This is a genomic window from Hyphomicrobium methylovorum (assembly GCF_013626205.1).
GTDB classification, from domain to species: Bacteria; Pseudomonadota; Alphaproteobacteria; order Rhizobiales; family Hyphomicrobiaceae; genus Hyphomicrobium_B; species Hyphomicrobium_B methylovorum.
This window is the reverse complement of sequence record NZ_QHJE01000001.1, coordinates 1,536,473-1,548,361: the sequence shown is the minus strand read 5'-3', so window position 1 is coordinate 1,548,361 and position 11,889 is coordinate 1,536,473. Positions and strand designations below refer to the sequence as shown.

General features: G+C 58.4%; 11 protein-coding genes. 8 read left to right on the top strand and 3 right to left on the bottom strand.

Annotation, left to right across the window (positions count from 1 at the left end):
• Positions 1 to 50: 50 nt before the first annotated feature.
• From DLM45_RS07550 to DLM45_RS07540, 3 genes are all read left to right on the top strand, one after another.
• Positions 51 to 647: a hypothetical protein gene (locus tag DLM45_RS07550; protein ID WP_181336548.1), complete on the top strand. Its 597-nt coding sequence runs from the start codon at positions 51 to 53 to the stop codon at positions 645 to 647.
• Between the two features lie 97 nt (positions 648 to 744).
• Positions 745 to 1,524, top strand: coding sequence for a succinate dehydrogenase iron-sulfur subunit (locus tag DLM45_RS07545; RefSeq protein ID WP_181336547.1), 780 nt, complete (start codon positions 745 to 747; stop codon positions 1,522 to 1,524).
• A gap of 49 nt (positions 1,525 to 1,573) precedes the next feature.
• Positions 1,574 to 1,957: a VOC family protein gene (locus DLM45_RS07540; protein WP_181338227.1), complete on the top strand. Its 384-nt coding sequence runs from the start codon at positions 1,574 to 1,576 to the stop codon at positions 1,955 to 1,957.
• 170 nt (positions 1,958 to 2,127) lie between these two features.
• Here DLM45_RS07540 and DLM45_RS07535 read toward each other — a convergent pair whose 3' ends face one another.
• Together DLM45_RS07535 and DLM45_RS07530 are read right to left on the bottom strand one after the other, a co-directional pair.
• Positions 2,128 to 2,277, bottom strand: a complete 150-nt coding sequence (locus DLM45_RS07535) for a hypothetical protein (RefSeq protein ID WP_181336546.1) — start codon at positions 2,275 to 2,277, stop codon at positions 2,128 to 2,130.
• A 260-nt stretch (positions 2,278 to 2,537) separates the two neighbouring features.
• Positions 2,538 to 3,137, bottom strand: a complete 600-nt coding sequence (locus DLM45_RS07530) for a GNAT family N-acetyltransferase (RefSeq protein WP_246317213.1) — start codon at positions 3,135 to 3,137, stop codon at positions 2,538 to 2,540.
• A gap of 294 nt (positions 3,138 to 3,431) precedes the next feature.
• Between DLM45_RS07530 and zapE the strand changes: the two genes are divergently transcribed.
• A complete protein-coding gene (gene zapE, locus DLM45_RS07525) occupies positions 3,432 to 4,535 on the top strand; it encodes a cell division protein ZapE (protein ID WP_181336545.1) in 1,104 nt (367 codons plus the stop codon).
• Between the two features lie 142 nt (positions 4,536 to 4,677).
• Positions 4,678 to 5,649, top strand: a complete 972-nt coding sequence (gene mdh / locus DLM45_RS07520; RefSeq protein WP_181336544.1) for a malate dehydrogenase — start codon at positions 4,678 to 4,680, stop codon at positions 5,647 to 5,649.
• An 89-nt stretch (positions 5,650 to 5,738) separates the two neighbouring features.
• Here the strand turns inward: mdh and DLM45_RS07515 are convergent, their stop codons facing one another.
• Positions 5,739 to 6,383, bottom strand: a complete 645-nt coding sequence (locus DLM45_RS07515; RefSeq protein WP_181336543.1) for a 2OG-Fe(II) oxygenase family protein — start codon at positions 6,381 to 6,383, stop codon at positions 5,739 to 5,741.
• A gap of 192 nt (positions 6,384 to 6,575) precedes the next feature.
• Between DLM45_RS07515 and sucC the strand changes: the two genes are divergently transcribed.
• From sucC to DLM45_RS07500, 3 genes are all read left to right on the top strand, one after another.
• Complete coding sequence (sucC, locus tag DLM45_RS07510) at positions 6,576 to 7,775, top strand: ADP-forming succinate--CoA ligase subunit beta (protein WP_181336542.1); 1,200 nt, start codon at positions 6,576 to 6,578, stop codon at positions 7,773 to 7,775.
• Positions 7,776 to 7,904: 129 nt separating this feature from the next.
• Positions 7,905 to 8,804 carry a succinate--CoA ligase subunit alpha gene (gene sucD / locus DLM45_RS07505; protein WP_181336541.1) on the top strand — a complete coding sequence of 300 codons (900 nt, stop codon included), beginning with the start codon at positions 7,905 to 7,907 and terminating at the stop codon, positions 8,802 to 8,804.
• A 106-nt stretch (positions 8,805 to 8,910) separates the two neighbouring features.
• Positions 8,911 to 11,880: a 2-oxoglutarate dehydrogenase E1 component gene (locus tag DLM45_RS07500; protein WP_181336540.1), complete on the top strand. Its 2,970-nt coding sequence runs from the start codon at positions 8,911 to 8,913 to the stop codon at positions 11,878 to 11,880.
• The last annotated feature ends 9 nt before the right edge of the window (positions 11,881 to 11,889 follow it).

Below are 11,889 nucleotides of genomic sequence, written 5' to 3'. Positions count from 1 at the left end.
GCGGCGAGTGACGAGTCCGTCGCGCCCGTCCGGAACGAGGCTTTGATCCGTTGAGCAAGTCCCACCCCGACAACGAAGATCAAGATACCCGGATGCCGCCCGATCCGTTCGCGGCCGTTTTGCCTGCTCTTTCGGCACTCGGCGCAATCGCGTCGATCGCTGCCATCAATTGGGCGGGTGAAAGCAAGATCGCAACGCGCACCCGCACGAAACGAAAAACCGGCGCGGCGCTCCGCGATCTCGAAACCTGCGCGATGGGTCTCGTCGAAATCTTTCGCCGCTTTCAGCGCCATCCTCGCGTCTTTGCGGGAGAAGGCGGACAGGCCGCCGCGCCGCTGAAATTCGGTGTTCACGGCCAGCGCATTCGCGCCGATGCGCAGAGGCTCTATCTGCAACTTATGAACGACATCGCCTCGATGCTCGTGCTCGCCGCAACAAACGCCTTCGACGTCATGACGGCGATAGAGGACGGCGATATCGACGCACCGGAGGAGATCTTCTTTGGCTTCGGCGAGGAGCAGGACCGCCTGAATTCCCTCATCCAGTCTCGTCCCACGCTGCGTGTCGTCGTGGATACGGGCACCGAGATCGCCGAGCGTCTGGTGGCCCTGGTGCGCGAAATGAAAAAGTATCAGAAGACCGGCTGAGGCCGCACGCGGCGCCTGCCAAGAGGCGACGTTGACAGCAGCCCTCGTTGGAGCTTCTTTCGATCACAATAGACCTTGTACGGGACGTCCGGCTCAGATGGTGCAGCTCACTCTTCCAAAGAATTCAAAGATTCGCGCAGGAAAAACCTGGAACGCGCCGGATCGCGACGGCGACTGGAAGGAATTTCGCATCTATCGCTGGAATCCGGACGATAGCGAAAATCCCCATATCGACATCTACCATGTGGACCGCAAGCAATGCGGACCCATGGTTCTCGACGCTCTCATCAAGATCAAGAATGAGATTGATCCGACGTTGACGTTCCGTCGGTCATGTCGCGAGGGCATCTGCGGCTCATGCGCGATGAATATCGACGGCACCAACACGCTCGCCTGCCTCAAGGGGATCGACGACATCAGCGGCGCCGTGAAAATCTATCCGCTCCCGCACATGGAGGTCATCAAAGACCTCGTGCCGGACATGACGAACTTCTACGCCCAGCATCAATCGATCGAGCCGTGGTTGAAGACCGACACGCCGACTCCGCCAAAAGAGTGGAAGCAGTCGCGTGAAGATCGCAGCAAGCTGGATGGCCTCTACGAGTGCATTCTGTGCGCCTGTTGCTCAACGTCATGCCCGAGCTACTGGTGGAATTCCGATCGCTATCTGGGACCGGCAATCCTCTTGCAGGCATATCGGTGGGTGATCGATAGTCGCGACGAAGCAACCGGCGATCGTCTCGATAACCTCGAAGACCCATTCCGTCTTTACCGCTGCCACACCATCCTGAATTGCGCCAAAGCCTGCCCGAAGGGGCTGTCTCCGGCGAAAGCAATTGCGGAATTGAAGAAATTGATGGTGGAGCGCCGGGTCTGACGTACGATGACGGCCGCTGTCGGTTTTCGAACATAGGTTGCGAATGGACATCCTTGATCACGTCGGCTTTCCCGTCAGCGATTTCGCCAAGTCCCTCGCCTTTTACAAGGCTGCCTTGGCGCCGCTTGGCATCAAGCTCCTGAAGGAGTTCAGTCTGTCGGAAGACGGGCGCGACGGTTACGCAGGGTTCGGGCGCGAGCGACCGCAGTTCTGGATCGGAACCGGCAGCGTCCTCTCAGGGCGGCTGCACGTCGCGTTTGCGGCCCTGGACCGCGAGCAGGTGCAAGAGTTTTATGACGCCGCATTGGCCGCTGGCGGCCGCGATAACGGCGCCCCTGGCCTCAGGCCGCACTACCACGCGAACTACTATGGCGGCTTTGTACTCGACCCTGACGGCCACAATATCGAGGCCGTGACCCATCTGCCGGAATGATCGCCCAGATGGCGCGAGATGGAAGCGGGCAAAAAAATATGGCCGGTGACGCGTATCGCAATCGCCGGCCATTTGAATAAGATTGGCGCGTTTTGCGCCTCTCTGCCGTTGTTCGGTTCGGTTTTCGGTCCCGAATGCCCAGTCCAGAACCCGGAAACCGTTGAACCGACTTAGGCCGCCCGGCGCTTTGCGGCCTTCTTAGCCGGCTTGCGAACCGTCTTCTTGGCGGCTGCCTTCTTGGCAACGGGTTTCTTTCTTTTTGCCGGAGCCTTCGTCTTGGCGGCGGTCTTAGATGCGGTTTTCTTTGCTGCTTTAGCCATAGGATTAGTCTCCCTCTAGGGTTCGAATCAGCTCGAACAAACTAAACATGAGCAACTTCTCGAAATTTGTGGACGGAGAAGTTTGATTCAACGAATAAAAAGGCGTTTATTAACCAGAATTGTTGCATGAATGTCGCAACTTTTCTTATTTTTGGCAGCCTCTTGGACTTTCAGCCGACTCGGAAATGAGATTCCGGCCCTGTTTGAATCAAAATTCGAATCGCAATTCGATTGCCGATATCGCTCAACAGGTCGTCCAATTAGAAATCGATCGCTCCCCGAACACGCTTTTGCATGTCGAACGCCGAGTGCAGATACGTGAGCGGTTCGTCGATGATTTCCGACACCATCGATCCATAGTCGGCGCGTCGTGGAATGATGTCGGCAACGACCGATCCGTCTTCGACTTTGAGATCGGCGCCATAGTGACGAGCGATCGCCTGCATCTTCGCGTTCTCTGGCAAGCAGACGAGAATGAGATGACGAAAGCCGCGGTTTCGCGCTGTTCGGATGACTCGGCTCATCAGTTGCGTAGCGATGCCGCGATTGACGAACGGCTGTTCAACGGAGAACGCAACTTCCGCATTGTCCGTCTGCATCAACGAGCCGGGGCGAAATTCTGCAACGCCGCGTATCTCGCCTTCAACGAAGTATCCGAACGTAACATTTCCGAAATCGCTTGCTCCGCGAGCATGCTCACTGATGAATGCGTCTGAAACATCATGCCCGAAACGGCGATGGCGTGCTTCGGAGTTAAGGCGCAGGAGATGATCGCGCAGCAAATAGCTTTCGCTTGCGAGAAGGCGCCGAATAAAGCCAAACCCCATTTCCTCGCCGCCGTTTTGTGCGTCTTGGGTCATGGTAATAATCCTCGTGTCGAACCGGCTGCCCCCGCGGACAGCCGAAGTCGCTTTGGTAAACGAGAGATGGTGCGTTTTTTGTGCGAAGCGATACATTATGCTGCATTGCAGCAATGCAAATTTGTACGACGGACCGGGAAAATGAGCCCGAACGCGCGGGAAACGGGTGTTATGCGGCCGCGCGCACGCTGGTGACATTCGGTCGCGCGATCGAAATCGGGCAAAGCGCGCCAATGAGTTGCGCTCGTCACGGCCTCGCTATTACCGAGGTGCAGAAATCTCCCGTGGGGACGAATGGGCACGATCATTGACGTCTATCAGCAGCGCCTCGCTGATCGTGAAATAGAGCCTGACGCAGCCCAAATGGATCTTGCGCGCCGTCTCGATGCCCTGCAGGTCGAGTTGATGACGGCGCAGCGATCGCAGACGACGCTCGCGCGCCTTCTCGGCCGAAGGGCCACGCCTCCGAAGGGACTGTACATTTGGGGTTCGGTCGGCCGCGGCAAGTCGATGTTGATGGATCTCTTCTTCGAGGAAACCGAATTCGAAAGGAAGCGCCGCGCCCACTTTCATGAATTCATGGCGGACGTTCACGAACGCATCGCGGCAGCGCGTGAGGAAACGCCGGGCGATCCCATCCCGCACGTCGCACGCGCCCTTACGAAAGACGCGCAACTGTTATGCTTCGACGAACTCCAGGTGACGGATATCGCCGACGCAATGATCCTGGGCCGCTTGTTCGATGGTCTTTTCGCGGGTGGCACGACGGTTGTCGCAACGTCGAACGCACACCCGACCGAACTTTATAAGAATGGCCTCAATCGGCAGCTTTTCCTGCCCTTCATCGATCATCTGACCGCGCATCTCGATGTCGTCGAGCTCAAGTCCGAGAAGGATTTCCGACTCGATAAGCTCTCTGGCGCGCAGCTCTACTTCTATCCAGACGATGACGCCGCGCGGGCTGAGCTTGACGCGCATTGGCTTAAGCTGACGGGCAAACGAGACGGCAAGCCGCGCGCGCTGGAGGTCAAAGGACGGACTTTGGTGGTCCCGAGCGCCGCAGCGGGCGTGGCGCGATTTCCGTTCGAAGATTTATGCGATCGCCCTCTCGGCACCGGCGATTATCTCGCCATCGCGCACGCATTCCATACCGTCATCATCGACCACATCCCGATCCTGTCACCGGAGCGTCGCGATATCGCGCGCCGGTTCATCAATCTGGTGGACGCTCTCTATGATGGACGCATCTGCCTGATTGCCTCGGCCGCAGCCAAGCCCGCGGCACTCTATCCCAAGGGCGATGGCGCAGACCTCTTTCAGCGCACGGCATCGCGCCTGATGGAGATGCGGTCTGAGGCCTATCTAGCGGGTCATTCGGGGGGACGTTGGCGCCGCTGACCATGTTTCATCAAGTACGTCTTCGCAATTGCACTATCGGACGAAAGTTGCGGCTTGCGTTTGGGCCGCTGACCAATTTGAGTAGCAGCGGGATCGCCGATCCCGTCGGGTGGAAACAATAATAACTTCAAAGGAAGTCGCTATGGCGCGCGCCAAAATCGCATTGATCGGCTCGGGACAAATTGGCGGCACGCTGGCGCTGCTCGCTGGCCTGAAAGAACTCGGCGACATCGTGCTGACGGACATCATGCCGGGCGTGGCCAAAGGCAAAGCGCTGGATCTCGCGCAGGCGGCGTCTGTCGAAGGGTATGACGCAAAGCTCTCCGGCGCCGGCACCGATGAGTATGCCGCGATCGCTGGCGCAGACGTCTGCATCGTGACGGCCGGTATTCCGCGCAAGCCCGGCATGAGCCGCGACGATCTTCTGGGCGTGAATCTCAAGGTGATGGCAGACGTCGGTAGCGCGATAAAAGAGCATGCACCGAAAGCATTCGTCGTCTGCATTACAAACCCGCTGGATGCGATGGTTTGGGCATTGCGCAAATTCTCCGGCCTGCCGTCGCACATGGTCGTCGGCATGGCGGGCGTTCTCGATAGTGCGCGCTTTTCGTGCTTCCTGGCCGAAGCGGCCGGTGTTTCGATTGAAGATGTGCGCGCCATCACGCTCGGCGGACATGGCGACGACATGGTGCCGCTCATCCGATATTCGACGATCGGCGGTGTTCCGCTTCCGGATTGTGTGAAGCTCGGATTCTTTACTCAGGAAAGCCTCGACGCCATGATCAAACGCACGCGCGGCGGCGGTGGTGAAATCGTCGGGCTGCTCGGCAACGGTTCGGCGTTTTATGCGCCCGCAGCGTCGGCCATCGCCATGGCGGAAAGCTATCTGCGCGATAAGAAACGTATGCTGCCCTGCGCCGCCTATCTCAACGGAGAGTACGGCGTCTCAGATACGTATGTGGGCGTTCCGGCAGTCATCGGAGCGGGCGGCGTCGAGAGAGTGATCGAGTTACCGCTCGAAGGCGACGAGAAGACCGGGTTCGCCAAATCCGTGGCGTCCGTTCAGGGGTTGATCGAGGCTTGCCGCAAAATCAATCCCGCATTGGCTGGCTAAAAAAAGTGAGGCGCCACTCATTGTCAGCGCGGCGCCTCGACTTTTGTTCGCGTGGTTCGGTTCAGCTGCAGTCCAGCCGGGTTCGACGCTCAGCCGAACCGGAAGATTTTCTTGAGGCTATGAGAAAGCGCTCCACGCTTTTCCTTGCGCGCGACATCGGCTTCGCTTCTGAGCCACGTCATCTGCACAACGCGACGCTCACCAACAAACGGTGTGTGCCCGTGCCAGGACTGGTCCGAGCGCCGGAAGGCGAAGACGGTTCCCGTCAGCGGGCTGATCTGCTCGACGTAGTCTTCGAAGTCTTTTTCGCCATTGAGAACTCTGAGACAGCCAGCACCGGTGCCGTCCCAATTGTCATTGAGATACGTCAGCATTGTCGCGATCTTCGCTTCGCCGTCGGTATGGATGCGGCCATCCTTCGCCTGCGAGATCTTGCGAATGGTGATCATCTTCGGCTTGTCGACGAGATCGATATCGAGCTTCTCGGACACGATCTTCGAAACTTCCGGGCTCTTGAGATCGGCCAGCAGCTTCGCAAACACGCCGTGGAGCTTGTCCCCAATGTCCGTCTCGGTGAAAAAGCCCGGCTCCTTGATCGCCGGATAGTCCGCCTTCAACGGGTCGACCGCTTGCGACTGAATGAAATTGTCGCCGACGAGAAAATTGTATGGAGCACGGCCCGTGCGAGCCGCCTTCAAACCATCGATATTGATGCAAGAAAACTGCGTAGACATGGACGCTCCCCGATGTTGATCAAACAAATTAAAAATTGGGACTTAAAACGGCGCCCGACCGCGGCTCAAGCGACGTGCGCCGGTTTTCCAGACACTTTGGCGAGAGCCGTATCTGTTACGGCCGCTAAAGTGGGCATAAAGACGGCATCCCACGTTCAGAAATAACGACAAAGACCCCTACGGAGCTAACGTATGAATATCCACGAACACCAAGCCAAGGACCTGTATCGCGAATACGCGGTGCCAACCCCAAACGGTTTTGCGGCGTTTTCCGTCGAAGAAGCGGTGGAAGCGGCCAAAAAATTGCCCGGGCCAGTATGGGTCGTAAAGGCGCAAATTCATGCCGGCGGACGCGGCAAGGGAAAATTCAAGGAAGCAGCCGCCGGAGATAAAGGCGGCGTCCGGATCGCGAAGTCGATCGACGAAGTGCGCACCGCTGCCACGGAAATGCTGGGGCACACACTGGTGACGGCTCAGACAGGAGCCAACGGACGCGTCGTCAATCGCCTCTATATAGAAGACGGTTCGGCAATCGAACGTGAGCTCTATCTCTCAGCATTGGTCGACCGCGAGACGTCTCGCGTCGCGTTCATCGCCAGCGAAGCGGGCGGCATGAACATCGAAGAGGTCGCGCACGACACGCCCGAAAAGATCCACACGCTGACGATTGATCCCGCGACGGGCTACCAGCCGTTCCATGGTCGCAAAGTCGCTTCGGCGCTGGGCCTCAAAGGAGATGCCGCGAAACAGTGCGGCACCCTTATCGCAAATCTCTACCGGATGGTGGTCGAGAAGGACATGAGCCTGCTCGAAATCAATCCGCTCGTCGTCACGAAAGACGGCCGGCTCGTGTGCCTCGACGGAAAGATGAACTTTGATTCGAATGCGCTCTATCGCCATCCTGAGATCGTGGCCCTCCGCGACCTCGGCGAAGAAGATCCGACCGAAATCGAAGCGTCGAAACACGACCTCGCATTCGTCAAACTCGATGGCAACATCGGCTGCCTCGTCAACGGCGCGGGCCTTGCGATGGCCACGATGGACATCATCAAGCTCTATGGCGCGGAACCGGCGAACTTTCTCGATGTCGGCGGCGGCGCATCAAAGGAAAAGGTACGCGAGGCCTTCAAGATCATCCTCGCTGACCCGTCCGTGAAGGGCATCCTGGTCAACATCTTCGGCGGCATCATGCGTTGTGACATCATCGCGGAAGGCGTCATCGCGGCGGCTCGGGAAATGGACATCAAGGTTCCGCTCGTCGTGCGTCTGGAAGGCACCAACGTCGAACTCGGCAAGAAAATTCTGAAGGACTCGGGACTTAAGATCATCCCTGCCGACGACCTGGGAGACGCTGCCGAGAAAATCACGGCCGAACTTAAAAAGGCGGCGTGAGCGGCTTCAGGGTGTCTCCGCACCCCAAAGTTCCGCTTGAGACCAGCACGTAGGACGAGAGTCTATCTTGCTGCACTGCAAAAAATGCGCAACATTGCCGTTACGACGGCAGGCTAATGCGGGAATGGCATGTCAATTCTAGTCGACCGAAATACGAAGGTGATCTGTCAGGGTATTACTGGCAGCCAGGGCACGTTCCACACCAAGCAATCGAAAGAGTACGGCACCCAAATCGTCGGCGGCGTGACGCCGGGGAAGGGCGGCAGCAAGCACCCCGATGCAGAGCTCGGCAGCGTGCCGCTGTTCGACAGCGTCGCTGAGGCCGTTGCGAAGACCGGTGCGAATGCAACTTCGATTTATGTGCCGCCGCCATTCGCGGCCGACGCAATTCTCGAAGCGATCGATGCCGAGGTGCCGCTCATCATCTGCATCACCGAAGGCATTCCAGTCATGGACATGGTGCGCGTCAAGCGCGCGCTCGACGGTTCGAAATCGCGCCTCGTTGGTCCCAACTGCCCCGGAGTTCTAACGCCGGACGAATGCAAAATCGGGATCATGCCGGGAAATATCTTCCGCGCAGGAACGGTTGGCATTGTTTCTCGCTCTGGAACGCTCACATACGAAGCAGTGAAACAGACGACGGATGTCGAACTTGGCCAGACGACGGCGGTGGGCATTGGTGGCGATCCCGTCAAAGGCACGGAATTTATCGACGTTTTGGATCTGTTTCTGTCTGATGAGCACACGCAATCCATCATCATGATCGGCGAAATTGGCGGCTCGGCAGAAGAAGACGCGGCCGAATTCCTGGTGCGTGAAGCACGCAAGGGTCGCAAGAAGCCGATGGTCGGTTTCATCGCCGGAGTTACCGCGCCTCCCGGTCGGCGCATGGGTCACGCTGGCGCCATCATTTCCGGAGGCAAGGGTAAGGCCGAGGACAAACTTGAGGCCATGAAAGCGGCAGGTATCGCAATTGCGCCGAGCCCCGCCGCGCTTGGCCGTACTCTGATCGAAGTGTTGCGTGCGTAAGGCGCATTATTAGCGGAATTGCAATGGCGGGCGGGTAACCCGCCTTTGCAGCTCGTCGTTCGCCGCTTGCGGCGTTGACATTCCGAAGCATGAGAGGCCGAATTCCATGTCGCGAAATGTCCAGAATGAAGCTTTCCTGAGAACGTCGTTTCTCAGTGCGGCGAACGCACCTTACATCGAGGATATGCAAGCCGAGTACGAGCGCAATCCGGGCGCCGTAAGCGACGAATGGCGGCGCTTCTTCGAAAGCATCAAAGAGCCGCTTCCCGCATCGTCCACTGCCGCGGATGGGCCCGCATGGGCGCCGCCGCTCGAAAGCCTCGTCAACCGCGAGGCGAATAGCGTCGAACGCGACCTTGTCGGCGCGCTCACCGGCGATTACGGCGAGCTTGAACGCACAATCCGCAACAAGATCGAACGACGCGCGCAATCGGTTGGCTTTGAAATGTCGCCAGCCGTTTCGTTCCGCGCGACGCAGGATTCAATCCGCGCGCTGATGCTGATCCGCGCCTATCGCTTCATTGGCCATCTCGCGGCTGATCTCGACCCGCTCGGTCTCGCCGACCGTCGCATTCATCGCGAATTGTTGCCGGAAACGTATGGTTTCACCGAAGCTGATCTTGATCGACCGATTTTCATTGATCGCATCATGGGTCTTGAAACGGCATCGATGCGCCAGATTCTGACGATCCTCCGGCGCACATACTGTCGACAGGTCGGCTTCCAGTTCGCGCACATCACAGACCCGACGCAGAAGGCGTGGATTCAGGAACGGATCGAAGGTCCAGAAAAGGACATTCGCTTCACGCCGGAAGGCCAGAAGGCAATCCTGAACAAGCTGATCGAAACGGAAACGTTCGAGAAGTTCTGTGATTTGAAATATACGGGCACCAAGCGTTTCGGCCTGGATGGCGCGGAAGCCATGATTCCGGCTCTGGAGCAGATCATCAAGCGCGGCGGTCACTTGGGCGTGCGCGACATCGCGCTGGGTATGGCCCACCGTGGCCGCTTGAACGTGCTCGCGAACGTTATGTCGAAGCCGTTGCGCGCCATCTTCAAGGAGTTCAAGGGCGGTTCGTTCAAGCCGGATGATGTGGAAGGCTCCGGTGACGTGAAGTACCACCTCGGCGCGTCGTCAGACCGTATGTTCGACGGCAACACGGTACACTTGTCACTCACGGCGAACCCGTCGCATCTCGAAATCGTCGATCCTGTCGTGCTCGGAAAAGTGCGCGCGAAACAAGATCAATACGGCTGCTCAGGGAACGAGCGCGGACCGGTTCTCCCGCTCCTCATTCATGGGGACGCCGCGTTCGCGGGTCAGGGCGTCGTAGCGGAATGCTTCGGCCTTTCGGGTCTGCGGGGGCATCGCACCGGCGGCTCGATCCATTTCATCATCAACAACCAGATCGGCTTCACGACAGCGCCGCACCATTCGCGCTCGTCTCCCTATTGTTCCGACGTTGCACTGATGATCGAAGCGCCGATTTTCCACGTGAACGGTGACAGCCCCGAAGCCGTCGTTCATGTCGCCAAGATTGCGACCGAGTTCCGTCAGCGCTTCCAGAAGCCTGTCGTCATCGACATGTTCTGCTATCGCCGTCACGGTCACAACGAAACCGACGAGCCGATGTTCACGCAGCCGGCCATGTATCGTCGTATCAAAGCGCATCCGACGGTCGTCGAAATTTATTCGAAGTATCTGATCGATGAAGGCGTGCTGACAGCGGCCGAATTCACCGAGATGAAAGATACGGTACGCGCGAACCTCGACAACGAGTTCAGCTTTTCGGACGGCTACAAGCCGAACAAAGCCGATTGGCTCGACGGTCGCTGGTCCGGCTTCACCCGATCCGACAGCGACGACTGGCGCGGCAACACCGGCATTCCGATCGAAACGCTGAAAGACGTCGGGCGCCGACTGACCGCCATTCCAAACGATTTTCACATCCACAAAACGGTGAGCCGCCTTTTGGAGCGCCGCCGTGAAATGGTTGAGAAGGGCACCGGCATCGATTGGGCAATGGGCGAACACCTAGCGTTCGCATCACTGCTGATGGAAGGTTTCCGCGTCCGCCTTTCCGGGCAGGACTGTGAACGCGGCACGTTCTCCCAACGCCATGCCGTTTTTATCGATCAAGAAACCGAACGCCGATTTGCGCCGCTGAAGCATCTCGCGCCCAACCAGGCGCGGTTCGAAATCGTCAACTCGATGCTGTCGGAAGAAGCCGTTCTCGGTTTCGAATACGGCTACTCGCTCGCCGAGCCGAACGCGCTGACACTTTGGGAGGCCCAGTTCGGAGACTTCGCCAACGGCGCACAAGTCATCTTCGATCAGTTCATCTCGTCGGCCGAGCGCAAATGGCTCCGCATGTCCGGCCTCGTCTGCTTGCTGCCGCACGGATATGAAGGTCAAGGCCCGGAGCACTCATCGGCTCGCCTCGAACGCTTCCTGCAGCTTTCCGCCGAGGATAACTGGCAGGTTGCAAACTGCACGACGCCCGCAAATTACTTCCATATCCTGCGGCGTCAGCTTCATCGCAACTTCCGCAAGCCGCTGATCCTGATGACGCCGAAATCGCTTTTGCGTCACAAGCGCGTCACGTCGAAGCTCGATGAATTCGGTCCCAACACCAGCTTCCACCGCATCCTGTGGGACGATGCGGAGCGCGGGTCATCAACCGTCACGCTTCGGCCGGACGATGAGATCAAGCGGGTCGTTCTGTGCACCGGCAAGGTCTACTACGACCTCTTGGACGCGCGCGACACGCAAGGCCGCGACGACATCTATCTCTTGCGTCTGGAACAGCTTTATCCGTTCCCCGCGCGCGCTCTGCTCCACGAATTGGGACGCTTCAAAGCGGCTGAGTTCGTCTGGTGTCAGGAAGAGCCGAAGAATATGGGCGCCTGGAATTTTATGGACCCCAATATAGAATGGGTGCTGAACCATTTGGGCTATAGCCAGTCGCGCGCCCGGTACGCCGGACGCTCGGCTTCCGCCTCGACGGCAACAGGCCTTCTTTCGCAGCATATCAAGGAGCAAACCGCGCTCGTCGCGGAAGCGCTCGGAACATAACGAGAGGCT

What these genes read in the sequence shown, in the direction of transcription:
- DLM45_RS07545 (WP_181336547.1), top strand. Translation starts at nt 745, where the DNA reads ATGGTGCAGCTCACTCTTCCAAAGAATTCAAAGATTCGCGCAGGAAAA.
- DLM45_RS07535 (WP_181336546.1), bottom strand. Translation starts at nt 2,277, where the DNA reads ATGGCTAAAGCAGCAAAGAAAACCGCATCTAAGACCGCCGCCAAGACG.
- sucD (WP_181336541.1), top strand. Translation starts at nt 7,905, where the DNA reads ATGTCAATTCTAGTCGACCGAAATACGAAGGTGATCTGTCAGGGTATT.
- sucC (WP_181336542.1), top strand. Translation starts at nt 6,576, where the DNA reads ATGAATATCCACGAACACCAAGCCAAGGACCTGTATCGCGAATACGCG.
- zapE (WP_181336545.1), top strand. Translation starts at nt 3,432, where the DNA reads ATGGGCACGATCATTGACGTCTATCAGCAGCGCCTCGCTGATCGTGAA.
- mdh (WP_181336544.1), top strand. Translation starts at nt 4,678, where the DNA reads ATGGCGCGCGCCAAAATCGCATTGATCGGCTCGGGACAAATTGGCGGC.
- DLM45_RS07530 (WP_246317213.1), bottom strand. Translation starts at nt 3,137, where the DNA reads ATGACCCAAGACGCACAAAACGGCGGCGAGGAAATGGGGTTTGGCTTT.
- DLM45_RS07515 (WP_181336543.1), bottom strand. Translation starts at nt 6,383, where the DNA reads ATGTCTACGCAGTTTTCTTGCATCAATATCGATGGTTTGAAGGCGGCT.
- DLM45_RS07500 (WP_181336540.1), top strand. Translation starts at nt 8,911, where the DNA reads ATGTCGCGAAATGTCCAGAATGAAGCTTTCCTGAGAACGTCGTTTCTC.